This window comes from Pseudomonas sp. KH_024_B2 (genome assembly GCF_057839965.1).
This window is the reverse complement of record NZ_CM174502.1, coordinates 496599-520925: the sequence shown is the minus strand read 5'-3', so window position 1 is coordinate 520925 and position 24327 is coordinate 496599. Positions and strand designations below refer to the sequence as shown.

The window sequence follows — 24327 nt, the reverse complement described above, 5'->3', positions numbered from 1 at the left end:
TTAAGGACAGTTAATGAAAAAGCGTTTGTTTATCCTCAGCCAGTACCTGCTACCCCATCACCTGCTTTCGCGGCTGGCCGGCTGCATTGCCGAATGCCGCGTGCGCTGGTTCAAGAATGCCCTCACCGCTTGGTTCGCCAAGCGTTATCAGGTGGACATGTCGCAAGCGCTGGTCGAAGACCTGACCGCTTACGAGCACTTCAACGCCTTCTTCACCCGCGCACTGAAAGACGGTGCACGGCCGCTGGATCAAACGCCGGGCGCGATTCTCAGCCCGGCGGACGGTGCGGTCAGCCAGCTCGGTCCGATCGAGCACGGCCGCGTCTTCCAGGCCAAAGGCCATAGCTTCAGCGTGCTGGAACTGCTGGGCGGTGATGCCGCTGCGGCTGCGTCGTTCATGGGCGGCGAATTCGCGACTATTTACCTGTCGCCAAAAGACTACCACCGCGTACACATGCCATTGGCCGGCACTCTGCGTGAAATGGTCTACATCCCGGGGCGGATTTTCTCGGTCAACCAGACCACCGCCGAAAACGTCCCCGAGCTGTTCGCCCGCAACGAGCGCGTGGCGTGCATTTTCGACACCGAGCGCGGGCCGATGGCCGTAGTGCTGGTGGGTGCGATGATTGTCGCTTCGATCGAAACAGTCTGGGCCGGACTGGTGACACCGCCCAAGCGCGAGCTGAAAACCGTGCGTTACGACGAAGCCGCGCGTGCACCGATTCATCTGGAAAAAGGCGCGGAACTGGGACGCTTCAAGCTCGGTTCTACCGCAGTCGTGTTGTTCGGGCCAGAGCAGGTGAAATGGGCTGAAGAACTGGTTGCCGGTTCGCCAGTGCAGATGGGCCAGGGCATGGGTTTGCCGAAAGCCTAAGCGCTTGTCCTGATTTTCCGCTCCTTCGCACCTGCGCGGGAGCGGAAAAGGCCGACGCGGTCGGCTCATATAGCTGCTAGAGTCTGGGCATTCACTGGCCAGTCTTGCTCCACGCCTGGCCAGCCAATCGGCATTGCCCAGTTCCCGGCCGGAGTATGTCAGTGATATGAATGAACCCAGTCCGTCTCTGTTGTTACGCGCCCCGATACCCACGCAATCACGTCTGTCATTCTGCGAAGCCACACCGCGCGATTTGAAGCGCTGGATTGCCAGCCTGCCGAAAGCCAACATTGGCGAAATGGCGCACCAGCTGTACAAAGGGCTCGCCGAACTCAACCAGTTACTCACTCCCGACGATAACCGCCTGCAACTGCTGGAACTGCTGCGGCCCGAGGTGTATTACGTCTGCAAGCACCTGGAGCGGCACTTTCTCGACCAGGCGATCGTTCTCGACGAACGACCGCGCAAAATCGCCAACCTCTGTCAGGCCCTGCAGAACCACCTTGCGATCGGCTACAAACAAATCGTCATGCGCATTGCGCCACGCTTCAGCAAGGAGCGCGGGCCGCTGCTGACCACCGCCGTGCAACGGGCGATGCATGGCCTCAATGGCTCGTTGATTCGCGCCAGCCAGCTCTATTGCCCGGTTCCCGAGGGTTTATGGCTGGAGCTGCATCAGCTTTATCGAATCGCCAGCCAGCACGGGTTGCAGCACAGCGCCGTCCCGGATGAGCTGGCCAGCCAGACCCGGCGTCTGAGCGTCGAGCAGACCTACGTGATCGCATTGCTGATGGGGTGTTCACGTTGCAATCAATTGCGCCAGAATCACATTGCCCGGCTCGCCGAAGTGCTCGAGCTCTGGAGCCAATGGGTCAAGCTGCAACCGACGACGCAAGACTCCAGCCTGTTTGCCATCAACCCCGGTATCGATGGCCCACCACGCTACACAGCGTTGTTCGGTTCCGGGCAGCAAGGATCATTGCTGGGAATCAACCCGTTGCCGCTGGCCGAAGCCATCCGCAATTACCTGGAGCTGCCTGCGGAGCAGCGCAGCCAATCACCTTTGCCGGTGCCCGTCGGGGTCAGCCGGGAAACGCTGATGCACCTTTACTCCGCCTGGGGCGAAGCCGCCGGGCGGACCTTCCAGCGCACCGCTGGCCAAGGCACGCTGACCTTGTGCATCGGTATGAGCGCACTGCACTTTTATCTGAGCGGGCAACGTTCGTTCAGTGAAATACTCAAACACCCGGCCATCAGCAAAGCGGCGCAGTTCAGTGCATCATCACTGGCGCAAAACCGTGTGCAGGACGACTGGGCTCACGCCTTCGATGCCGAACGCCAAGGCAGTGCGAACAATCTGCTGCCCTATGAAGAAATCCAGTACCAGCAAACGGAGGCCGATGGCGGCGCTCCGTCGTCCAATAGCAATCAGCATTTCCCGACCTACGCACTGTCTATCGTCAACTACAGCCCTGGCGGCTATTGCCTGGCGTGGCCAAAAGAGGTGCCCGGCGAGTTGCAGGCGGGAGAGATGGTCGGTATTCAGGATACGAATGCGCAAAGCTGGAGCATCGCAGTGGTGCGCTGGGTCCGCCAGGTGCGTAATGGCGGCACGCAGATGGGCGTTGAACTGGTCGCACCCCATGCTCAACCCTGCGGCCTGCAATTGATCCGTGCCAGCGATGGCAACAGCCAGTACCTCAGGGCATTGTTGCTGCCGGAAATCAGTGCCATCGACCTGCCCGCGACCTTGCTCGCCCCACGCTTGCCATTCCAGGAAGGCAGCAAGGTGATGATCAACACCAATGGTGAAGAACACCGCGCCGGCCTGAACAAGCGCCTGGCCAGCACCGGTAGTTTCAATCGGTTTGAGTACCGCACGCTGGAACAGCCCGGACCTGAAAGCGCGGCAGGTGCTGAAGATAGTTTTGATTCGTTGTGGAAGTCGCTTTGATAGTCAGGCGATCAACTGTGGCGAGGGAGCTTGCTCCCGCTGGAGCGCGAAGCGGTCCCAAAATCAGCAACCGCGTTTTACCAGATAAAACGCGTCCGCTGGATTTACGACTGCTTCGCAGCCGAGCGGGAGCAAGCTCCCTCGCCACAGGGTCACTCGACCTCTCAGAGCTGCCCGTCGCGATCCCTGAACCCCAGCAGATACAGAACCCCATCCAGCCCCAACGTCGAGATCGCCTGTTTGGCCGATTGCTTGACCAGCGGTTTGGCGCGGAACGCTACGCCGAGACCGGCGATCGCCAGCATCGGCAAGTCGTTGGCGCCGTCACCGACAGCGATGGTCTGCTCCAGACGCAAGCCTTCCTTGTGGGCCAGTTCGCGTAGCAAATCGGCCTTGCGCTGAGCATCGACGATCGGCTCGACCGCAACGCCTGTGACCTTGCCGTCCACCACTTCCAGCTCGTTGGCGAACACGTAGTCGATACCCAGTTTGGCTTGCAGCTGCTTGGCAAAGTAGGTGAAGCCACCCGACAGAATGGCCGTCTTGTAGCCCAGACGCTTGAGCTCGGCGAACAGTGTTTCGGCACCTTCGGTCAAACGAAGCGAGGCGCCGATCGAATCCAGCACGTTGACGTCCAGTCCCTTGAGCAAGGCCAGGCGCTCCTTGAAGCTGGCGCGAAAGTCCAGCTCGCCGGCCATCGCCCGCTCGGTGATCTCGGCTACGCGGTCACCGACGCCAGCGGCCTTGGCCAATTCGTCTATGACTTCTGCTTCGATCAGGGTCGAATCCATGTCGAACACCGCCAAACGACGGTTGCGACGAAACAGCGAGTCTTCCTGGAACGCGATGTCGACATTCAGCTCTTGCGCCACGCTGAGGAACTCGGCGCGCAGGGCTTGCGGATCAGCCGCTTCGCCGCGAACGGAGAACTCGATGCAGCCCTTGCCCTTGTCCGCCGGGGTATCCAGCGGCATACGTCCAGACAGACGATCGATGTGATCGATGTTCAAACCGTATTTGGCGGTGATCGAACTGACTCGCTGCAGTTGTTCGGCGGTCACTTTGCGGGTCAACAGCGTCACGATGTGACGTTTCTTGCCCTGACCGCCCACCCATTGCTGGTAATCCTCTTCGGACACCGGCGTGAACCGCACTTGCTGATCCAGCTTGTAGGCCGTGAACAGGATATCCTTGAGTACGGAAGAACCCTGCTCGGTACTCGGAATTTCAACCAGGATGCCGAACGACAGGGTGTCGTGGATCACCGCCTGACCGATGTCGAGAATGTTCACACCACCCTGGGCCAGAACGCCAGTAATGGCCGCAGTCAGACCCGGACGGTCGACACCCGTGATGTTTATCAGGACAATTTCGCGCAAGGCGCACCCCCGCAGGTGGAAAAAAACCGCATTCTACCTATATTCAGTGACCATCGGGCACAGCTAGCGCTTTGACGGCCTATGGCCTGTCGCTATACTGCGCCTCAACTTTACGGACAAAAGAGCCGAGCTCAGTGAACCGGCCTACGCCAGTTAAAACCGATAACTTCTTTCTGCTGATCTTCCGGGCACTGCGCCATCGCCGTGTACCGATCGCATTGCGCATTGCCAGCCATAACGTGATCCTGGTCGCCCTGGCCCTGGTGATCTATGCCTGCGTGATGGGTCTGCAGTTCAAACAGGCGATGCACGAGCAGGCTGACGCCCTCGGCCAGAGCCTGACCACCCAGACTGCCACTTCAGCGACCGAACTGCTGGTGTCCAACGACATCCTCAGTCTCAACGTGCTGCTGAACAACCTGACCAAGAACCCGTTGGTGGCCCACGCTGCAATCTATAGCGTAGACAACCGGATTCTCGCCGAAGCCGGCCAGCGTCCGAAAAACGGTCTGCTGGGTGAGGCTGAAGGCCTGTATCAGACCAAAATCACCTTCCAGGACGTGACCGCCGGGCACCTGCGAATCAGCCTTGATATGCAGCAGTTCCAGCAGCCGATGACCATCAGCCTGCAAAGCATGGGCATCCTCAGCGCGATTCTGCTGGCGCTCTCCCTGGCCTTGAGCTTGCGCCTGGGTCGACATATCTCCACGCCATTGATGCAATTGCGTGTCTGGTTACGGGATATTGACGAACATACCCCGGCGACTCAGCGTCAGGATGAGATCGGCGATCTGGCCCGTCAGCTGCACGCCAGTTTCGCACCTGAGAAGATCGAGCCGGAACCTGCGCCTGAAGCCGACTACGAAGACGACGATTACGTCGAAGCCGAAGACGCCGAGCCGGTGTTCGAGGTACGTAACCTGCGCGACCCGAATTTCGACGAAACCGCGCCAGTCGCCGGGCTCAAGCCTGCACGACGGCATGTTGTCAGCGCCGAGGAAGACGACCAGGACGAAGAAGATCCGTTCGCCGACCTGCGTGACCACTCCGTAGCTACCGCGCCTAAACTGGTGCCAAAACCGCTTGCCTCGTCGCAGCCACAGCACAGCGCAGTCCTGGCCGTGCAACTCGGCGCCCAGGATCAACTGCGTCGTCTGCCTCGCGCACGCCTGACGGAACTGCTTGAACGCTATCGCGACTGCCTTGATCAGGCGGCTTCCCTCTACCAGAGCGAACTGCATACCCTGAATGACGGCAGTACGCTGATGCTGTTCCACAGCGAAGACAGCGGTGACGATTACCTGACCAACGCCATCTGCTGCGGCGAGCTGCTGCGGGCGCTGGGCCACGCCCTGCAAATCGAAGTCGCCGATAGCGGCATTACCCTGCAACTGCAGCTTGGACTGACCCTGGGTGACGAACTCTTCGGCCTGAGCCAGATCGATCTGCTACTGACCGAAACCGCCCAGGACGCCCTCGCCCTGTCCCAACACAGCCGCAACCTGCTGCTGGTGGAACGCAAGATCAATGACGATGCGCTGATTCGTCAGCGCGCACGCATTCGCCCCATCGCCAGCCCTGAAGGCGCTTGCTGTGTAGAGCGGCTGATGGAGCCTTATCCATCGATGCTCGAACGGCAGCTGGCGCGGATGCATGAGACTCGGGCCAAACTGTAGGAGCGAGCTTGCTCGCGAAGGGGCCGTAACAGGCACTTGAGATTTCCAGACAGAAACAATGAAGCCCGGAGACGAGTAATCGCTGCGGGCTTTTTGTTGGGAGCGAGATAACTTCGACGCAGTTCTTTCCCGACACCCTCCCGGCATCCAGATTGAATGTTCAACCGTATTCGCGGGCAAACCCGCTCCCACAAGGTATGTGTCTGGCCACAATGTTGTGAACTGCCGATAACCTGTGGGAGCGGCGGTGCGGCGATCCGACTTGCCCGCGAAGAGGCCGGAACAGGCGCTCGAGATTTCCAACCTGCAGAAGCAACAAAGCCCGCTGTTGAGCGGGCTTTGCTTTATGCCAAATAACCTTAGAACCGAAACACTTCCATATCCGTACGAATCGGCGCAGCCATCGGGATCTTCGGCTGCTTTTCTTTCTCGGCCGGTTTGGCTGCCACAGGCGCCGACTTGCGCGGTGCTTCAGCGACAGGCGGCTGATTGGCCAGCGGCTTGAGCGCCACCGACAGTTGTTCTGCCAGACGCTGCAGCAATTCGCCCTGGGCCTGAACCTGAGACGCTGTGCTGCCGGAATGCTGTTCCTGCAAGTGAATGATACGGTTGTCGCGAACCTGGCCGCGACGGTCGATCAAGCGCCATTGAGCATCGAGAATCGCCGGTTGCTTAGCACCCGAATCCAGACGGGTAATCGACAACAGAACCTGAACATCCGGGGCGAAGCCGAGGGTTGCCGGGGCCAGCACTACGCGCTGACTGTCCAGATGACCCGCCACTTGACGCAACAACAGCTGATTGATATCGGAAGAAAGGCTACCTGCCCAACGACCATCGGCCGCCGCTTGCAAGCTGCCGTCAGGCTGGCGCTGCAACAGGGTTTCGCGTTGCAGATAATCGGCTATCAGCACCGGACCCAGCAATACAGCCATACCAGAGCTTTGTGCTGGTTGAGTTGGACTTCCGCTGTCCAACTGATACAACGACACCGGCTGGTGTACGCTGCAACCCGCCAGGCCAAATACGCCAGCGAGCAACAAAATAAAAGGAAGGCGTAAAACAATCATCATCCCATCCAGGGGGCTGCCGCAAGGCGAACCACAGTGTAAATACTCAAAAACCCTAAAGAACGCTCAGCCACGCAGGCGCTTGAAAGGCCATATCATCCGTGAATATGCGCCGCGACTCCAGTGTTGTTGCGTCGATCTACGGGTTAAATCGCAGATCGAACGCTCTAGCCCGCTTGATTGAGAGTTTCTACCAACAATGCATCCACCCGCTGGAAGCCACGCGGCAGCTTGTTACCACGGCGTCCACGCTCGCCTTTATAGTGCTCCAGGTCGTCAGCCTTGAGCGACAAGGTGCGTTTTCCGGCCTGCAGCACCAACGTTGCGCCCTCCGGAAGAACCGCGATATCGGTGACATATTCCTCACGGTTGGCCACACGTTCGCCGGAGATCCCGATGATTTTGTTGCCCTTGCCTTTGCCCAGTTGCGGCAAATCGCTGATCTTGAAGATCAGCAGACGACCTTCCGTCGTCACCGAGGCCAACCAGTTCTGTTCGCGATCACTGACCGGACGCGGCAGGATCACCTTGGCATTGTTCGGCAGACTCAGCAGCGCCTTGCCGGCCTTGTTCTTGGCCTGCAAATCTTCACCCTTGACCACAAATCCGTAGCCCGCGTCGGAAGCGATGACGTACAGCGCATCGTCTTCGGGCAGCAGCACACATTCGAAGCTTGCCCCAGGCGGTGGCGTCAGACGACCGGTCAGCGGTTCGCCCTGGCCTCGCGCCGATGGCAGGGTGTGGGCCGCCACCGAATAACTGCGCCCGGTGGAGTCGATAAACACCGCAAACTGGTTGGAGCGCCCGGCGGCCGAGGTTTTGAAGCCATCCCCGGCTTTATAGGACAGCCCGGTGGCGTCGATATCATGACCCTTCGCGCAACGTACCCAACCTTTTTCCGACAGAACGATGGTGACCGGCTCGGTCGGCATCAGCTCGTTTTCCGACAAAGCCTTGGCTTCGGTACGGGAAACGATCGGCGACCGGCGGTTGTCGCCATAGGTTTCGGCATCGTTGATCAGCTCGGTACGCACCAGTTTTTTCAGCTTGGTTTCACTGCCGAGCAAGGCCAACAGCTTGGCTTGCTCCTTACGCAGTTCATCCTGCTCGGTGCGCAGCTTCATTTCTTCCAGTCGCGCCAATTGACGCAAACGGGTGTCGAGAATGTAGTCAGCCTGGATTTCGCTCAGAGCGAAACGCTCGATCAGGGCAGCCTTTGGATGCTCCTCGGTACGGATGATGTGGATCACTTCATCCAGGTTGAGGTAGGCAATCAGCAAACCGTCCAACAGGTGCAGACGACGCTCGACCTTATCCAGACGGAACTGCAGGCGGCGGCGTACGGTGTTGACGCGGAATTCCAGCCATTCGACCAGCAAGGCCCGCAGGTTTTTCAGCTGCGGTTTGCCGTCCAGGCCAATGATGTTGATGTTGACCCGGTAGCTGGATTCCAGCTCGGTGGTGGCGAACAGATGCTGCATCAGCTCGTCGAGATCGATCCGGTTGGAGCGCGGGATGATCACGATTCGGCACGGGTTCTCGTGGTCCGACTCATCACGCAAGTCAGCGACCATCGGTAATTTCTTGGCCTGCATCTGGGCAGCAATCTGCTCCAGCACCTTGGCGCCCGAGACTTGATGCGGCAGTGCGGTGACGATGATGTCGCCGTCTTCGATGCGGTATACGGCGCGCATACGCACCGAGCCACGACCGGTTTCGTAGATTTTCAGCAGATCGGCGCGCGGTGTGATGATTTCCGCTTCGGTTGGATAATCCGGGCCCTGAATGTGTTCACAGAGCTGCTCGACCGTGGCTTTAGGCTCATCGAGCAAACGTACGCAGGCGGTCGCGACTTCCCGCAGGTTATGCGGCGGCACGTCGGTGGCCATGCCCACGGCGATGCCGGTGGTGCCATTGAGCAGAATGTTCGGCAAGCGGGCCGGCAACACCAGAGGCTCGTCCAGGGTGCCATCGAAGTTCGGGCCCCAGTCCGCCGTGCCCTGGCCCAGTTCGCTGAGCAGCACTTCGGAATAACGCGACAGCCGCGCCTCGGTGTAACGCATGGCCGCGAAGGACTTGGGATCATCTGGCGCACCCCAGTTGCCCTGGCCGTCCACCAGCGTGTAACGGTAGCTGAACGGCTGCGCCATCAGCACCATGGCTTCGTAGCAGGCCGAGTCGCCGTGGGGGTGGAACTTACCCAGTACGTCACCGACGGTACGCGCCGACTTCTTGTGCTTGGAATCTGCGTCCAGGCCCAGCTCACTCATGGCGTAGATGATACGCCGCTGTACCGGTTTCAGGCCGTCGCCGATATGCGGCAAAGCACGGTCCATGATCACGTACATGGAGTAGTTGAGGTAGGCATTTTCGGTGAAGTCAGCCAGCGATCGGCGTTCTACGCCATCTAAGCTGTCTGCAAGGATGTCACTCATGCGGGCCTCATCAATTCGTTGTCTGGCGCAGCAGCAAGGTGCCGCCACGCTGGGTAAATTCAAGTTTTTTCAGGGCGCTCATGCCCAGCAGCACTTGCTCGCCGCTCAAGCCTGGCGCCACCAGCCCGCGGACATCGCGCAAGACGATAGCGCCCAATTGCAGGCGGTCGATGCGGGTTCGATACCCCTCGCTACGACCATTGGCGGTGCTCAAGGTCACCGGTGCGCCTTTCTCCAGACCAAGACGCTCGGCCAGGCCGGACGGAATCGACACATCGGTCGCCCCGGTATCGAGCATGAAATCCACCGGCTGGCCGTTGATCTGGCCGCTGGCGACGAAGTGCCCCTGGCCGTTACCGACCAGCTTCACTTCGATATAACCATCACCTTGTTGCGAGGTAACGACAGCATTGGGATTTTCCTGACGCTGTTCCCACTGCCCGAAAAACCGTGTTGCCAAAAACAGCCCGGCGCCCCAGGCCAGCACCAGCAGCACTCGTGCGGCACCTTTGCCGGGCGGTTGCTGACTCAAGAACTGGCGCTCCAGCCATCGACCGGCGCGGCAAAGCGCCAGACAATCGGCCGTGTCTCGCCATCGGCACGGGTATAACCACCATTGTCGATGCCGATCCAGGCGCCGTCATCGTCGATGGTCAGGGCTTCTGCCATGCCGTATCTGGTTTTATAGCGCCGACCGTCGGTCAGCGCCTCATTGGCAAACGACCAGCAGCGCTCGATCTCGCCGGTAGCCGGTGTGCGGCGGCAAATACGATAAGCCATGCGCTCGAGGGTAAACAGTTGGTCTTTGTAGAACACCAGATCGGAAAAGTCTTTTTGTTGCCCGCCCTTCACTTTGATTTGAGGTGGCGGTTGTTCAATCCCGCCTTCGCTCATCACAACGCAGTTATTGTCACAATCCCAAACCGTCTGCTGCTTGTGCACCACCAGCAAACCACGGCGCTCGCGCTCGGCTGCCAGCCACAACAGGTTGCCGGCCGGATTGATGGCAATCCCTTCGAACACCGAGTTGAAATGCAGCAACAGGCCACTGGCACGCGCCTGACGGACCATCGACGGCGAAATCTTCAACCAGCCGGGAGCCCCCGCTGGCGGCACTTGCAAAATTGCCGCATGGGCCTCGCTGACGACATAACGATTGCCTGCCGAGTCGCAGGTGATGCCTTCGAAATCCAGATTGCCGCCACGCCAGGGAGAGATCAGCCAGGTGCGCATGAGCAGCCCCCAGGGCAGCTCGCTGTCCGGCACTGGCGGCACGTTGATATGCAGCGCTTCGGCCTGCCAGACGGTCTCGCGGGTATCAAGTCGATAAATCTGATCATCATCGCGATCGGAAACCGTCCACAGCTCATTACCGCACTGCGCCAACCCGGACAGATTGGTGCCGCGCATGCCGTCGACCGGATGCTCGGCGAGCAGCTTCAGTTCAGGCAAAGGCGCAGCCGCCACCGAGGTCGCCAACAACACAAGCGCCAGGGCGAAACCGCTCCGCATCAGGCCAGAACCTCGGCCAGGTTACCCTTGGACTCCAGCCAGGATTTGCGATCGCCCGCGCGTTTTTTCGCCAGCAGCATGTCCATCATTTCCGACGTGGCTTCGAAATCATCCAGCGTCAGCTGGACCAGACGCCGGGTGTTCGGGTCCATGGTGGTTTCGCGCAGTTGTGGCGGATTCATTTCACCCAGACCTTTGAATCGGGTGACCTGCGGTTTGCCGCGTTTCTTCTCGGCCACCAGGCGATCAAGAATGCCATCGCGCTCGGCTTCATCCAGCGCGTAGTAAATCTCTTTGCCGAGGTCGATCCGGTACAGCGGCGGCATCGCGACGTAGACGTGACCGGCATCCACCAACGGGCGGAAATGCTGGACGAACAGTGCGCAGAGCAGGGTCGCGATGTGCAGACCGTCGGAGTCGGCGTCAGCGAGGATGCAGATCTTGCCGTAGCGCAGCTGGCTGATGTCCGCAGCGCCCGGGTCGACACCAATGGCCACGGCGATGTTGTGCACTTCCTGACTGGCGAGCACTTCGCTGCCGTCGACTTCCCAGGTGTTCAAAATCTTCCCGCGCAACGGCAGGATTGCCTGGAATTCCTTGTCTCGCGCCTGCTTGGCCGAACCGCCGGCGGAATCACCCTCCACCAGAAACAGCTCGGAGCGCATCGGGTCCTGCCCGGCGCAATCCGCCAGCTTGCCCGGCAGCGCCGGGCCTTGAGTGATGCGTTTGCGTTCGACCTTCTTGCTGGCCTTGAGGCGACGGCCGGCGTTGTTGATCGCCAGCTCGGCCAGTTGCATGCCCAGCTCAGGGTGTTCGTTGAGCCACAGACTGAAGGCGTCCTTGACCACACCGGAAACGAACGCTGCCGCCTCGCGGGAGGACAGGCGCTCTTTGGTCTGACCGGAGAACTGCGGCTCCTGCATCTTCATCGACAGGACGAACGCGATCCGCTCCCAGACGTCTTCCGGTGCCAGCTTCACGCCACGCGGCAACAGGCTGCGGAACTCGCAGAACTCGCGCATCGCGTCCAGCAAACCCTGGCGCAGGCCGTTGACGTGGGTGCCGCCCTGAGCGGTCGGAATCAGGTTGACGTAGCTTTCCTGGACACTGTCGCCGCCTTCCGGCAGCCATAGCAAAGCCCAGTCCACCGCTTCTTTATTACCGGCGAGGCTGCCGCAGAACGGTTCGTCCGGCAGACGTTCGAACTCGGTAACCGCGTCCACCAGGTAGGAGCGCAGGCCGTCTTCGTAATGCCACTCGACTTTCTCGCCGGTGGCCTTGTCTTCAAAGCTGACCAGCAAGCCCGGGCACAGCACGGCCTTGGCCTTGAGGACGTGTTTGAGGCGGCTGACGGAGAACTTTGGCGAATCGAAGTATTTCGGGTCCGGCATAAAGTAGACGCTGGTGCCGGTGTTGCGCTTGCCAACGGTGCCGACCACTTCCAGATCGGTGGCTTTGTAGCCATCGGCGAAGGTCATCTGGTACTCATTGCCGTCGCGCTTGACGCGCACGCGAACCTGGGTCGACAGGGCGTTGACCACGGAAATACCTACCCCGTGCAAACCGCCGGAGAACTGGTAGTTCTTGTTGGAAAACTTGCCACCAGCATGAAGCTTGGTGAGGATCAGCTCGACACCCGACACACCCTCCTCCGGGTGAATGTCCACCGGCATGCCACGGCCATCATCGCTGACTTCCAGGGAGTGATCGGCGTGGAGAATGACCTGCACCGATTTCGCATGCCCGGCCAAGGCTTCATCGACGCTGTTGTCGATGACTTCCTGGGCGAGGTGGTTCGGCCGGCTGGTGTCGGTGTACATGCCCGGGCGTTTGCGCACCGGGTCGAGGCCCGAGAGGACTTCGATGGCGTCTGCGTTATAAGAGCTAGCGCTGGGAGTGGCCATGGGGTCTCGTCGTTAGTCGTTCAATGAAAATAGAGGCCAGGGATTTCACAGTGCGGTGAAATCGATCGCCTGGTACTGATCTGCTTTGAAGCCGGCAAAACTCAACAGCGCCGGCAGTTGCCCGGCAAAACCCTGGAAACTATGGTCGCCGCCGGCCTGGATACGCAAGGCACAGGCTCGGTAATACTGCTGGGCGAGGCGATAGTCCAGGGTCTCGTCCCCTGTCTGCAACCATACCTGAAACCGCTGCGGGTCCTGTGGCGCCGGCACTTCCAGTTCGGCCAGGGCCGTTACATGGTCGCGGGTCAATTCCCAGGTTTCATCGGTATACAGGTTTTTCTGGCTGCCCAGGTATCCGTCGAACATCCGATGGGGGCTGACGGCGGGATTGATCAACAAGGCTTTAAGGCCATGGCGCTCGGCAAGGTGAGTCGCATAGTAGCCGCCGAGGGAGCTGCCGACCAGCAGTGGCCGATCAAGTTCGGCAATCGCCTGCTCCAGTTGGCCAATCGCCTCACGCGGGTGGTGATGCAAGGCTGGCACCTGCAATTGCTCACTCAAGCCGAGGCTGTTCATCACGCTGATCAACTGACAGGCCTTTTTCGACGCGGGCGCGCTGTTGAAACCGTGGATATACAGGATCGAACCGGACATGCGAGCGCCCTCTATGCATCAGCCAAAGATGGGGCAGTTTACAGGGACTGACGTGGATTGACTTGCTTTGGAACGAATCAGATTATTCAGATTAGATACAAAACCTGTGGCGAGGGAGCTTGCTCCCGCTCGGGCGCGTAGCGGCCGTAAATCCTGCTGGCGCGTTGTGCCTGACTGAACTCGATTGAATGTTTTGGGGCTGCTGCGCAACCCAGCGGGAGCAAGCTCCCTCGCCACAAAGCGCTTCAGTAACCCTTGCTGCCGTAATCGACCCGAAAATCGAAGCCAGTCACGCGGTTAACCCCCGTTTCCAGTCGCCCATCGGGCAACAAACGCAGCCAGCGATAGCCCGGTGCCAGGTTATCGACCTTGAAATCCTCGCTGCCCGGCTCGAACTGGATGCAGGTCGACGGCGAAGCCAGAAGACGCACACCATTGCGCAGCTGGTCGATTTCCTGGTGCACATGCCCCCAAAGCACCGCGCGAACCTGAGGAAAGCGGTCCAGTACGGCAAACAGCGCCTCTGGATTGCGCAGACCGATCGGTTCCATCCAGGCGCAACCAATGGACACCGGATGATGGTGAAAGCACACCAGATGATGACGTTCCGGGGCTTCGCTCAAGGCTCGGGCGAGCAATTGCAACTGCTCGTCCTGCAAATATCCCGGCACCGAGCCTGGCACTGCGGAGTCCAGAAGCGTGATGCGCCAGTTGCCGATATCCACCACGGGATCAAGCAGAAGACTTTGGGTGGCCGCCTGGGCCATAAAGTGCGGTTCATCGTGATTGCCGGGAATCCAGCGCGCCGGCGCGTCGATCTGTCGGGTCATCTCACGAAATTGCTGGTAAGACTCCAGCGTGCCGTCCTGGGACAAATCGCCGCTGGCGATCATCAGATCGACCCGCGGTTGCTGCGCCAATACCAGCTCGATCACCTTTTGCAGGCTCTCGCGGGTATTCATGCCCAACAATGTCCCTTGCGCCTCGGCGAACAGATGGCTGTCGGAGAGTTGCACCAACAACACGGAATCGGCGGTGGTCTGGCTCGGCAAGGCGTTCTCCCAGGGCGTGATCACGAAATTGGATGAATGGCGCAATTATGCTGGGGGAAAGCCAAAAGGGGAAACCTGTGAAGCGGACGCAGTTCACATCTATCGCACGGCTTCGAACTCATGGCCGCAGGCCAGACAGTGGCTCAGCCATTCGCCGAGGAACACGTTGAGCTGGGCCTTCTCGTCTGGTTGGTGCATGAACGCATTGGGATACGGATAAATGCCGCGAAAGCGCCGGGAGTGTTCGGCACTGATGACCTCGGCCATGCGCGCGTCGTGGTAGACCTGAACTTCCAGCCGTGGCACCGGCAGCCATGGCAGGCTGTGTTCCTGGCGCACTTGCAGGGTGGTGGTGTAAGGACAGGCTTGCAGCACTTCCAGTGCCAGCACGCCGAGCATCTGGTCGCCCTGAGTGACAGCAATCCGCCGCGCGACAGGCTGGTTACGCATATCGGGCAACAGACGCATCAAGCGCGCGTAGTTCGCCTCGCAGGAGGCTTGCAGCCCCACCAGATCGACCCGGTAGCGATCGCGTAACTTGTTTACGACCATAACCCCCTCACTTCAACGCGATTCAAAGCCAGCCATTGCAGGGCAATGATGCTTGCCGCGTTGGAAATCAGTCCGTCGCGTACGGCTTGCAGCGCATCTTCGAACGCCCAGACCGTCACCCGGATATCTTCTGCCTCTTCCTCCAGCCCATGTAAGCCGCCGGCCCCAGTACTGTCACAACGCCCCAGAAACAGGTGTACGTATTCGGTGCTGCCACCCGGCGACGGAAAATATTGGGTCATCGGCCAGAGTGCGGAGAATACAAGCCCAGCTTCCTCCTGCGCTTCGCGGTGAGCAACCTCTTCCGGTTGCTCATCCTTGTCGATCAGACCAGCTACCAACTCGATCAGCCACGGATTGGCAGTCTTGCCCATTGCACCGACGCGAAACTGCTCGATCAACACCACTTCATCACGCTGCGGATCGTAAGGCAGTACACAGACTGCATCATGGCGAACAAAGAGTTCCCGACTGATTTCACGGCCCATGCCGCCGGCAAACAGTTCATGACGCAGATGAACGCGATCAAGCTGATAGAAGCCTTGAAAGCATTTTTCGCGCCGAACGATATCGACAGCTGTCGGAATGGCGTTGGCAAAGTCAGTCATATCAATCCTCGTTGTTGCGGTCCGATCCGAGGCTCCCCCTCGACTTCGCGCCATCCTAACGCGCTCTCGCCTGTTGATGCAGCCCCTTTCCAGTCAGCAGGATAGACGGCTGCCCGCAAACCAACTCTAATTAGCTTAGTGGCGAACTGATTGCCCCGCCGACAGTCGAAGCCGGTAACTTTTTGCCTTTCTCTGGTTTATGAAGGACACACATGTCGCTTGTTAAAATCGCCTCCGTGGCCTGTATCGCGCTGACTCTGGGCGCCTGCCAAAGCCTGTTCCAGCCCAACTACCGGGCACCACTGGAAACCAGACGCGACGCCTCGGAGCAGATCAAGCCGGGCTGCACGACTCCCGATTGCCCGCTAGTGAATATCGATACGCTGCAATTTCCCGCCGAGCCGCAACTGGACGGCATCATTGAAAAGCGCCTGCTGCAAATGACCCGCACCTCGCCGGATGCACCGGTCCCGGCGTCGCTGAACGCCTGGCGGGAGCAGTTTCTGGGCGAATCCGACAGCCGCCACAGCGGCTACTTGCAGTCCAAGGTACGTGAGCAGCATGACGGCTTGGTGATCATCGAATTGTCCAGCTATCTGGACACTGGCGGCGCCCATGGCCAGCCCGGCCGTGGTTTCATCAACTATTCGCGGCAGCAGCACAAGGTGCTGAATCTGTCGGATATGCTGCTGCCGGGTCAGGAAGAGGCGTTCTGGAAGGCTGCTCAAGTCGCGCACAACAGCTGGTTGATCAACACCAAGCTGGATCGGGAAGCCGAGTTCGTGAAAAGCTGGCCGTTCCAGAAAACCCCGCATATCGCGCTGACCTACGGCGCGGTGATCCTCAAGTACGAAGTGTCCACCATTGCGCCTTATGCACTCGGCCACATCGAACTGAAGATCCCCTACCCGCGTCTGAACGGCATTCTCAAGCCTGAGCTGTTTCCTGGCCGTAGCTGAAAGCCCGGCCCAGCACCCACTGCAACAGCCCTGCCAGTACCAGTGATGGCAGGGTTGCGCCGATCTCCGGATAGAGATTGGCCAGCAGGTGATAGGTGCTCACCCCGCCCAACCAGGCCAACAATGCCGGCCGGCGCAACGCTGACGACGCCAGGTGTGCACTGCGCTTGCGCAGGATGAAGTGATCGACCAGCACCACACCGAACAACGGTGCGAACACCGAGCCGATCAGCAGCAGGAAGTTCTGGTACTGCGCCAAAGGTGCAAAACAAGCGATCAGCGTGCAGATGACGCCGATGGCCAACGCCAGATGCTCGACTTTCAAACGCAACAGAATCCCGCTGGAGACTGCTGCCGAGTGGATGTCGGCGAAGGCATTTTCTGACTCGTCCAGCAGGATCAGCAACAGCGGAATCCCAAGGCCGGCACCGGCCAGCGCCAACAGCAAGGCATTCACTTCACCACTCGGCGCAAACGCCAGGGTGTAGGCGACGCCCAGGCTCATCAACCAGAAGTTACCGATAAAGAACCCCAGCGCCGTACCGCCGAACACGTTTTTGGCACGCTTGCCGAAGCGCGAATAGTCGGCAATCAACGGCAACCAGGACAGCGGCATGGCGATTGCGATGTCGAAACCCACCGCAAACGGCAGCGAACCGTCACCAGCCTGTGCCCACAACGCGGCCAGATCAGCCTTGGCGAACAGGTTCCAGGTCAGCCAGATGCAGGCCGCCAATAGTACCCAGATGCCCCATTTGCGCAGGATCTGCCGCACAAAGGTCAGTGGCCCGCTCACCGCAAGCAAGGTCGCCAAAGCGCCAAATGCCAGGGTCCAGAGCAACGGAGTGGCCAACAGGCTGCCTTCACTGAAAGCACGGGCGCCGAGCAGGCTCGCGGCGTCACGCATGACGATGATTTCGAACGAGCCCCAACCGATCAGTTGCAGCAGGTTCAGCACCGCCGGCAGGCTCGCGCCGCGGGTGCCAAGGCTGAGCTTGAGCGCAGCCATGGACGACAGACCGGTGTCGCTACCGATCACGCCGACAGCGGCCAGCAGCAGAACACCGACTGCCGTGCCGAGAAAAATCGCCAGCAACGAACCGGCCAAGCCCAGGCCAGGCGCCAGTAAAGCGCCGGTCTGCAAGACCATCAGGCCGATGCCGAGGGAGAACCACAGGGAAAACAGATCGCGTGCGCCGAATACACGCCGGGCCAGAGGCACGGCGTGGTCGGGGGAGTAGGTGCTGGGTGTGTTCACGGGGGTTATCTCAGAGGGGCGGTATTGGTGATTCGCCATCAAGATTTTTGTTGCCTGGTTAATAGCCTTCGCGGGCAAGCCCGCTCCCACAAGGGTTTCAGGCTGGACCACAGATTGTGATCCAGCCCCGATCCTGTGGGAGCGGGCTTGCCCGCGAAGAGGCCCTTTCAGGCAACCTTCATCTCAAGTCAGATCAAACCTTTTGGTACAGCTGACTGCCTTCCTTCTTGAACCGCTCGGACTGTTCCGCCATGCCTTGCGCCACGTCTACATCGACCGCTTCAATCAGCTGGTTGGCCGCATACTCTCGGACTTCCTGGGTGATCTTCATCGAGCAGAATTTCGGCCCGCACATGGAGCAGAAATGCGCGACCTTGGCCGAATCTTTCGGCAGGGTTTCATCGTGGTACGAACGCGCAGTATCCGGATCCAGACCGAGGTTGAACTGGTCTTCCCAACGGAACTCGAAACGCGCCTTGCTCAAGGCATTGTCGCGAATCTGCGCGCCTGGATGGCCCTTGGCCAAGTCCGCCGCATGGGCCGCGATCTTGTAGGTGATGATCCCGGTCTTCACGTCATCCTTGTTCGGCAGGCCCAAGTGCTCCTTCGGCGTGACGTAGCAGAGCATGGCGCAACCGAACCAGCCGATCATCGCCGCCCCGATGCCCGAGGTGATGTGGTCGTAACCCGGCGCGATGTCCGTGGTCAGCGGGCCGAGGGTGTAGAACGGCGCTTCGTCGCAGCACTCCAGCTGCTTGTCCATGTTCTCTTTGATCAACTGCATCGGCACGTGGCCCGGGCCTTCGATCATGGTTTGCACGTCGTGCTTCCAGGCGATCTTGGTCAGTTCGCCAAGGGTTTCCAACTCGCCGAATTGCGCTTCGTCATTGGCGTCGGCAATCGAGCCCGGACGCAGGCCATCGCCCAGCGAGAAGCTGACGTCGTAGGCCTTCATGATTTCGCAGATGTCTTCGAAATGGGTGTAGAGGAAGTTTTCTTTATGGTGCGCCAGGCACCACTTGGCCATGATCGAACCGCCACGGCTGACGATCCCGGTGACACGCTTGGCGGTCATCGGCACGTAGCGCAGCAACACGCCAGCGTGGATGGTGAAGTAGTCGACGCCCTGCTCGGCCTGTTCGATCAGCGTGTCGCGAAACAGCTCCCAGGTCAGGTCTTCGGCAGCGCCGCCGACTTTTTCCAGCGCTTGATAGATCGGCACGGTACCGATCGGCACCGGCGAGTTGCGGATGATCCACTCGCGGGTTTCGTGAATGTGTTTGCCGGTGGACAGGTCCATGATGTTGTCCGCCCCCCAACGAATGCCCCAGGTCAGCTTGGCCACTTCCTCTTCGATGGAAGAACCCAGCGCACTGTTGCCGATGTTGCCGTTGATCTTCACCAGGAAGTTACGGCCGATGATCATCGGTTCCAGTTCGACGTGGTTGATGTTGGCCGGAATGATTGCGCGACCGCGGGCGATTTCTTCGCGGACGAATTCGGGGGTGATGATTTTCGGAACGCTGGCGCCGAAGCTGTGACCGGCGTGTTGCTGGGTCAGCAGGCCAGCCGCACGCGCTTCTTCAAGCTTCATGTTTTCGCGGATGGCGACGTATTCCATCTCCGGCGTGATGATGCCCTTGCGCGCGTAATGCATCTGGCTGACGTTGCCACCGGCCTTGGCCCGGCGCGGATTCTTCAGGTGAGCGAAGCGCAGCGAAGCCAGCTCCGGGTCGTCCAGGCGTTCCTGGCCGAAACGGGAACTCAAACCCGCAAGCACTTCGGTATCACCACGGGCGTTGATCCAGGGCGAACGCACATCGGCCAGGCCTTTGCGCACGTCGATGATGACGTTCGGATCGGTGTAGGGGCCGGAGGTGTCGTAGACCACAACCGGCGCGTTGATCTCGCCGCCGAACTCGGTCGGGGTGACGTCGAGGCTCACTTCGCGCATCGGCACGAGGATGTCAGGGCGCGAACCCTGGACGTAGATTTTTTGCGAGCGGGTAAAGGGCTTGACCGATTGCTGATCGACCTTGGCCGAGTCACTCAGGTTGGTAGCGTTTTTTGATTTTATGGTCATCACAGGCTCTCCAGACACACATCCAGGCAGTGGATTTTTTGTCGGAGCGAACCTGTAACGAATGGACGCACTCATCGCACGAAAGTACGGGTGCTGTGCTCAATGCTCGAGGGCTGTTCGATTGTCGAACAACTTCCCGGACGAAGCACAAGAGGACTCGCCGGGGGACGAGAAATCTTGTTCCCTACGCAGGCGCTAACCTGATCAGGTTCAACGGGATCCGAAATTATTCGATCTCAGCCTCATAGCAAGGCACCCCGACAAGAACCCGGCCAGTCTAGACATATCCGGCAAAGAACACCAACACCAGTGCAAACAGCGTGATGAATGGCGCAATTACCGGATTGTTGCTGCAAGCAAGCGCAACTACACTCGCTACGCGGTGCCCGGCCTTGACGCTCTGCACCGCGCGCCGTAGCCTTGGCGTTTAAATTATCGACGTAATATTAACTCTAGGGATCGCCTCATGCTGCGCAAACTCTCACTGGCCGTCGCCGTGTCTTGTGCGTCCAATGGAATGGCCTGGGCAGCAGAAGCGCCCTTATCGACCAAAACCGATCTGGTCAGCGTCTACCAGGAGGCGGTGGACAACAACGCCGACATCGCGGCCGCCCGCGCCGATTACGATGCGCGCAAGGAAGTCGTGCCCCAGGCCCGTGCCGGCCTGCTGCCGAACCTCTCGGCGGGTGCCGACCTGAACAACACCCGTACCCGGTTCGATCAGCCGTCGATGACCGCCACCCGCAGCGGTACGGTGTATCAGGCGACTCTGGCGCAACCGATTTTCCGCGCCGATCGCTGGTTCCAGCTACAAGCCGCTGAAGCCGTCAACGAACAAGCTGCACTGCAACTCTCGGCAACCGAGCAGAACCTGATCCTGCAAAGTGCCGAAAGCTACTTCACCGTGCTGCGCGCCCAGGACAACCTGGCCTCGACCAAGGCCGAAGAAGCCGCGTTCAAACGCCAGCTCGATCAATCCAACGAGCGCTTCGATGTCGGCCTGTCGGACAAGACCGACGTACTGCAATCCCAAGCCAGCTACGACACCGCGCGGGCCAACCGGATCCTTGCGCAACGCCTGGTGGATGACGCGTTTGAAGCGCTGATCACACTGACCAACCGTCAGTACAACTCGATCCAGGGCATCGTCCACACCTTGCCGGTGCTGGCGCCAACACCGAACGACGCCAAGGCCTGGGTCGACACCGCGGCCAAACAGAACCTCAATCTGTTGGCGAGCAACTACGCGGTCAGCGCCGCCGAAGAAACCCTCAGGCAACGCAAGGCCGGCCACGCACCGACTCTGGATGCCGTCGCGCAATACAAGAAAGGCGACAATGACGCCCTCGGCTTCAACAACCCGAACCCGTCGGGTCAACGCTTTGGCAGTGATGTCGAGCAACGCAGCGTCGGCCTGCAACTGAATATCCCGTTGTACAGCGGCGGCCTGACCAGCTCCCAGGTTCGCGAATCGTATTCACGGCTGAGCCAGAGCGAACAACAACGTGAAGCATTGCGTCGGCAAGTGGTGGAAAACACCCGTAACCTGCATCGCGCGGTGAATACCGATGTCGAGCAAGTACAGGCGCGCCGCCAGTCGATCATTTCCAACCAGAGCGCGGTTGAGGCCACGGAAATAGGCTATCAGGTGGGCACGCGCAATATCGTCGACGTGCTGGACGCTCAACGTCAGCTGTACACCTCGGTGCGCAACTACAACAACACGCGCTACGACTACATCCTCGACAACCTGCGCCTGAAGCAGGCGGCCGGCACGTTGAACCCGGGGGATTTGCAGGCGCTGTCGCGTTACCTCAAAGCCGATTACAACCCGGACAAGGACTTCCTGCCGCCGGATCTGGCCAAGGCTGCGCAGGAGCAGCTCAAGGCTAATCCGGGGTATTGAGTTGTTGATGACCTGCGGCGCGCGGGCTTTTTGTGGCGAGGGAGCTTGCTCCCGCTGGATCGCGAAGCGGTCCTAAAACCTGCGACCGCGGTCTAACAGGTAAACCGCATTCGCAGGATTTACGACTGCTGCGCAGCCGAGCGGGAGCAAGCTCCCTCGCCACAGGTTGCGGGGCTCGCCCCCTACCGAATCAACCTTCCCAACCCATCCAGCAAGCGCTTCAGCGCCCCCTGATTGGCGCGCATCACCTTCAGCCCCGCCTCAGCCATCGTCTGCGCATCGCGCGGCAGTTCGAACAATCGCTGCACCGCCACGGCCAAACCTCGCGCATCGTCCACTTCCTGCAACGCTCCGGCCTCACGCAACAGCGCAGCGATTTCAAGGAAGTTGAACAGATGCGGTCCGCTCAGCACCGGCTTGGCCAGAGCGGCCGGCTCCAGCAGGTTATGCCCGCCATTTGCCACCAGACTACCGCCGACAAAAGCGCTGTCTGCCAGCGCGTAGAGAAACAGCAATTCGCCCATGGTGTCACCGAGCAACACCGATGTGTTCGCGGTGACCGGCTCAGCCGTGGAACGCCGCACCGTGGCGAAACCCTGCTGCTGACACAACCCGAAGACCGCATTGAACCGCTCCGGATGGCGCGGCACCAGAATCAGCAAGGCATCCGGATGGCTGGCGAGCAACTGTCGATGGGCCGCCAGCACGACTTCGTCTTCACCTTCATGGGTGCTGGCGGCGATCCACACCGGACGCTCCACGGCCTGCCATTGGCCACGCAACTCGGCGGCACGCGCCAGCAACTGCGGATCGATGCTCAGGTCGAACTTGATCGAGCCGGTCACCTCGACCGTTTCAGGCCGTGCTCCAAGCCCCCGAAAGCGCTGCGCCTCAGCCTCGGTCTGCACCGCGAACAAGCTCATTTCAGCAAGCATCGGTTGAGTCAGTTTGGCGAAACGGCCATAGCCCTTGGCCGAACGTTGCGACAACCGTGCATTGGCCAGCGCCACCGGAATCCCGCGTTTGGCGCATTGGTGAATATGGTTCGGCCAGAGCTCGGTTTCCATGATCACCGCCAGTTTCGGCTGGACCCGCTCGAGAAACCGCGCCGCGGCACAGGGCAAGTCGTACGGCAGATAGCAGTGTTGAATCCGTGGTTCACTGGCGAACATCGCCTTGATCCGCTCCGAGCCGGTCGGGGTCATGCAGGTCACGGTGATCGGCAGTTGTGGATAACGTTCGAGCAAGCCACGGATCATCGGTGCGGCGGCGATGCTTTCGCCCACAGAGACCGCATGCACCCAGATCCCGCCGGGCCGCATCGTTGGCAGGCCGACGGAAAAGCGCTCGCCAACTCGCCTGGCATAGGCCGGCGCCTTGCGCGCCCGCAGCCACAGACGCAACGCCACCAAGGGTAGCCCCAGATAAAACAGCAAGGTGTAGAGATATCTATTCATGGCGGCGGAGTTTATCGGTTTTTTAGCCGATCGCCTGCAAGTGCACGGCAAAACGTTCCGCCAGCCAGCGCGCAGCCGGGCCAAGGGGCTCGTCGCGGCGCCAGACCAGCTCTACCACCAGCGCCGGCGGGGTCCATTCGCTGAGCAGTTCGACCATTTGCCCCTGATACGCGGGGTACTGCACCACGTGCCGCGGCAGCCAGGCCCAACCGAGGCCACGCAGAAGCCACTCGGCCATCACGTAGAAGCTGTCGGCGCGCCAGACCTGCGGGCTGGCTTGCTCGCTGCCGGGATAGACACTGGACTGGGTAGCCATCAGCAGTTGTCGATGCTGCGCCATTTGCTGGCAGTCCACCTTTCCTCCGGCCGCCAGTGGATGCCCCACCCCGCACACCGTCACCATCTCGACACTGCCCAGAACCCGCCGCTCGAGGGCTTCAGGTATCTGGTCGTGATAAAACAGCAAACCCAGATCGGCTCGACGCTCCACCAGCTTGCGCGCCACATCGCCTTGGGCTGCGCTGGTCAGTTGCACTTCAAGACTGGGAAATTGTTCGGCCAATGCTTCGAGGCTGTCGATCACCGGTTGATAGGGCATCGCCTCATCCTGAGCCAGCCGCAGGCGTGCTTCCTGCCCGCGCATCAACGCCAGGGCCCGACCGTTGAGGCGCTCGCACTGACGCAAGACTTCCCGGGCCTCTTCGAGCAGGGCATGGCCCGCTTCGGTCAATTTCGGCTGACGACCGCTGCTGCGGTCGAACAGGCCGACGCCAAGGTCTTCCTCCAGCAAAGCGATGGCACTGCTGACCGCCGACTGCGCCTTGCGCTGGTCCCGCGCCACGGCAGAAAACGAACGCTGCTCGGCTACGCTGACGAACAAGCGAAGTTGCTCCAGATTCCACTGCACATTCATGGCTTAACCCATCTTCAAAACAGATAGGTAATGACTTTACCCCATCTGGAGAATCTCTAGAATGCCGAACTCAGAGAGCAA

Annotated in this window: 19 protein-coding genes and 1 riboswitch; of the genes, 5 read left to right on the top strand and 14 right to left on the bottom strand. The window is 60.1% G+C overall.

All coding sequences use genetic code 11. The features are described 5' to 3' along the window. Nucleotides 1-13: 13 nt before the first annotated feature. Together asd and AC3I0A_RS02410 are read left to right on the top strand one after the other, a co-directional pair. Nucleotides 14-874 carry an archaetidylserine decarboxylase gene (asd, locus tag AC3I0A_RS02415; RefSeq protein WP_419117053.1) on the top strand — a complete coding sequence of 287 codons (861 nt, stop codon included), beginning with the start codon at nt 14-16 and terminating at the stop codon, nt 872-874. 166 nt (nt 875-1040) lie between these two features. Then, nucleotides 1041-2828 (top strand): molecular chaperone, encoded by a 1788-nt coding sequence (locus tag AC3I0A_RS02410; protein ID WP_489376060.1) that lies wholly within the window; start codon nt 1041-1043, stop codon nt 2826-2828. A 164-nt stretch (nt 2829-2992) separates the two neighbouring features. Here the strand turns inward: AC3I0A_RS02410 and serB are convergent, their stop codons facing one another. Next, on the bottom strand, nt 2993-4207 hold the full coding sequence (serB, locus tag AC3I0A_RS02405; protein WP_419117055.1) for a phosphoserine phosphatase SerB: 1215 nt from the start codon (nt 4205-4207) through the stop codon (nt 2993-2995). A gap of 134 nt (nt 4208-4341) precedes the next feature. On the opposite strand from serB, the gene AC3I0A_RS02400 reads away from it, so the two are divergent. Continuing rightward, complete coding sequence (locus AC3I0A_RS02400; protein WP_489376059.1) at nt 4342-5883, top strand: AhpA/YtjB family protein; 1542 nt, start codon at nt 4342-4344, stop codon at nt 5881-5883. Nucleotides 5884-6242: 359 nt separating this feature from the next. Here AC3I0A_RS02400 and AC3I0A_RS02395 read toward each other — a convergent pair whose 3' ends face one another. From AC3I0A_RS02395 to AC3I0A_RS02355, 9 genes are all read right to left on the bottom strand, one after another. Next, nucleotides 6243-6953 carry a PqiC family protein gene (locus AC3I0A_RS02395; RefSeq protein ID WP_489376058.1) on the bottom strand — a complete coding sequence of 237 codons (711 nt, stop codon included), beginning with the start codon at nt 6951-6953 and terminating at the stop codon, nt 6243-6245. Nucleotides 6954-7120: 167 nt separating this feature from the next. Further along, on the bottom strand, nt 7121-9388 hold the full coding sequence (gene parC / locus AC3I0A_RS02390; protein WP_489376057.1) for a DNA topoisomerase IV subunit A: 2268 nt from the start codon (nt 9386-9388) through the stop codon (nt 7121-7123). A 10-nt stretch (nt 9389-9398) separates the two neighbouring features. Next, nucleotides 9399-9920 (bottom strand): retropepsin-like aspartic protease family protein, encoded by a 522-nt coding sequence (locus AC3I0A_RS02385; RefSeq protein ID WP_489376056.1) that lies wholly within the window; start codon nt 9918-9920, stop codon nt 9399-9401. Beyond that, nucleotides 9917-10900 carry an esterase-like activity of phytase family protein gene (locus tag AC3I0A_RS02380; RefSeq protein WP_489376055.1) on the bottom strand — a complete coding sequence of 328 codons (984 nt, stop codon included), beginning with the start codon at nt 10898-10900 and terminating at the stop codon, nt 9917-9919. The genes AC3I0A_RS02385 and AC3I0A_RS02380 overlap by 4 nt, the downstream gene beginning before the upstream one ends. After that, nucleotides 10900-12804, bottom strand: coding sequence for a DNA topoisomerase IV subunit B (gene parE / locus AC3I0A_RS02375; protein ID WP_489376053.1), 1905 nt, complete (start codon nt 12802-12804; stop codon nt 10900-10902). Before parE ends, AC3I0A_RS02380 begins: the two co-directional genes overlap by 1 nt. Before the next feature lie 45 nt (nt 12805-12849). After that, entirely contained in the window at nt 12850-13458 is a 609-nt protein-coding gene (locus tag AC3I0A_RS02370; protein ID WP_489376052.1) for a YqiA/YcfP family alpha/beta fold hydrolase, read from the bottom strand. 245 nt (nt 13459-13703) lie between these two features. Next, the gene (gene cpdA, locus AC3I0A_RS02365) at nt 13704-14510 is read right to left on the bottom strand and encodes a 3',5'-cyclic-AMP phosphodiesterase (protein WP_489376051.1); all 807 of its coding nucleotides are present in this window, start codon (nt 14508-14510) and stop codon (nt 13704-13706) included. Between the two features lie 99 nt (nt 14511-14609). Further along, nucleotides 14610-15062: a DUF1249 domain-containing protein gene (locus tag AC3I0A_RS02360; RefSeq protein WP_489376050.1), complete on the bottom strand. Its 453-nt coding sequence runs from the start codon at nt 15060-15062 to the stop codon at nt 14610-14612. Next, nucleotides 15053-15670 carry an NUDIX domain-containing protein gene (locus AC3I0A_RS02355; RefSeq protein ID WP_489376049.1) on the bottom strand — a complete coding sequence of 206 codons (618 nt, stop codon included), beginning with the start codon at nt 15668-15670 and terminating at the stop codon, nt 15053-15055. The genes AC3I0A_RS02360 and AC3I0A_RS02355 overlap by 10 nt, the downstream gene beginning before the upstream one ends. Nucleotides 15671-15882: 212 nt before the next feature. Between AC3I0A_RS02355 and AC3I0A_RS02350 the strand changes: the two genes are divergently transcribed. Next, nucleotides 15883-16629 carry an RsiV family protein gene (locus AC3I0A_RS02350; protein ID WP_489376048.1) on the top strand — a complete coding sequence of 249 codons (747 nt, stop codon included), beginning with the start codon at nt 15883-15885 and terminating at the stop codon, nt 16627-16629. Here AC3I0A_RS02350 and cytX read toward each other — a convergent pair. Both cytX and thiC read right to left on the bottom strand, forming a co-directional pair. Then, nucleotides 16598-17926, bottom strand: coding sequence for a putative hydroxymethylpyrimidine transporter CytX (cytX, locus tag AC3I0A_RS02345; protein ID WP_489376047.1), 1329 nt, complete (start codon nt 17924-17926; stop codon nt 16598-16600). The genes AC3I0A_RS02350 and cytX overlap by 32 nt on opposite strands. Before the next feature lie 154 nt (nt 17927-18080). Then, on the bottom strand, nt 18081-19970 hold the full coding sequence (gene thiC, locus AC3I0A_RS02340; protein WP_489376045.1) for a phosphomethylpyrimidine synthase ThiC: 1890 nt from the start codon (nt 19968-19970) through the stop codon (nt 18081-18083). Between the two features lie 164 nt (nt 19971-20134). Next, nucleotides 20135-20240: riboswitch (TPP riboswitch) on the bottom strand. Nucleotides 20241-20436: 196 nt separating this feature from the next. On the opposite strand from thiC, the gene AC3I0A_RS02335 reads away from it, so the two are divergent. After that, the gene (locus AC3I0A_RS02335) at nt 20437-21876 is read left to right on the top strand and encodes a TolC family outer membrane protein (protein WP_489376043.1); all 1440 of its coding nucleotides are present in this window, start codon (nt 20437-20439) and stop codon (nt 21874-21876) included. Between the two features lie 182 nt (nt 21877-22058). Here the strand turns inward: AC3I0A_RS02335 and waaA are convergent, their stop codons facing one another. Continuing rightward, nucleotides 22059-23333 carry a lipid IV(A) 3-deoxy-D-manno-octulosonic acid transferase gene (waaA, locus tag AC3I0A_RS02330; RefSeq protein WP_489376042.1) on the bottom strand — a complete coding sequence of 425 codons (1275 nt, stop codon included), beginning with the start codon at nt 23331-23333 and terminating at the stop codon, nt 22059-22061. A 22-nt stretch (nt 23334-23355) separates the two neighbouring features. Continuing rightward, a complete protein-coding gene (locus AC3I0A_RS02325; protein WP_489376041.1) occupies nt 23356-24246 on the bottom strand; it encodes a LysR family transcriptional regulator in 891 nt (296 codons plus the stop codon). Nucleotides 24247-24327 lie beyond the last annotated feature (81 nt).

Excerpts from the sequence above, each read along its gene's own strand:
- AC3I0A_RS02355 (WP_489376049.1), bottom strand. The coding sequence starts at position 15,670 with ATGACTGACTTTGCCAACGCCATTCCGACAGCTGTCGATATCGTTCGG.
- parE (WP_489376053.1), bottom strand. The coding sequence starts at position 12,804 with ATGGCCACTCCCAGCGCTAGCTCTTATAACGCAGACGCCATCGAAGTC.
- asd (WP_419117053.1), top strand. The coding sequence starts at position 14 with ATGAAAAAGCGTTTGTTTATCCTCAGCCAGTACCTGCTACCCCATCAC.
- AC3I0A_RS02410 (WP_489376060.1), top strand. The coding sequence starts at position 1,041 with ATGAATGAACCCAGTCCGTCTCTGTTGTTACGCGCCCCGATACCCACG.
- AC3I0A_RS02335 (WP_489376043.1), top strand. The coding sequence starts at position 20,437 with ATGCTGCGCAAACTCTCACTGGCCGTCGCCGTGTCTTGTGCGTCCAAT.
- AC3I0A_RS02370 (WP_489376052.1), bottom strand. The coding sequence starts at position 13,458 with ATGTCCGGTTCGATCCTGTATATCCACGGTTTCAACAGCGCGCCCGCG.
- cytX (WP_489376047.1), bottom strand. The coding sequence starts at position 17,926 with ATGGCGAATCACCAATACCGCCCCTCTGAGATAACCCCCGTGAACACA.
- AC3I0A_RS02325 (WP_489376041.1), bottom strand. The coding sequence starts at position 24,246 with ATGAATGTGCAGTGGAATCTGGAGCAACTTCGCTTGTTCGTCAGCGTA.
- waaA (WP_489376042.1), bottom strand. The coding sequence starts at position 23,333 with ATGAATAGATATCTCTACACCTTGCTGTTTTATCTGGGGCTACCCTTG.
- AC3I0A_RS02380 (WP_489376055.1), bottom strand. The coding sequence starts at position 10,900 with ATGCGGAGCGGTTTCGCCCTGGCGCTTGTGTTGTTGGCGACCTCGGTG.
- AC3I0A_RS02360 (WP_489376050.1), bottom strand. The coding sequence starts at position 15,062 with ATGGTCGTAAACAAGTTACGCGATCGCTACCGGGTCGATCTGGTGGGG.
- thiC (WP_489376045.1), bottom strand. The coding sequence starts at position 19,970 with ATGACCATAAAATCAAAAAACGCTACCAACCTGAGTGACTCGGCCAAG.
- parC (WP_489376057.1), bottom strand. The coding sequence starts at position 9,388 with ATGAGTGACATCCTTGCAGACAGCTTAGATGGCGTAGAACGCCGATCG.
- AC3I0A_RS02395 (WP_489376058.1), bottom strand. The coding sequence starts at position 6,953 with ATGATTGTTTTACGCCTTCCTTTTATTTTGTTGCTCGCTGGCGTATTT.
- AC3I0A_RS02350 (WP_489376048.1), top strand. The coding sequence starts at position 15,883 with ATGTCGCTTGTTAAAATCGCCTCCGTGGCCTGTATCGCGCTGACTCTG.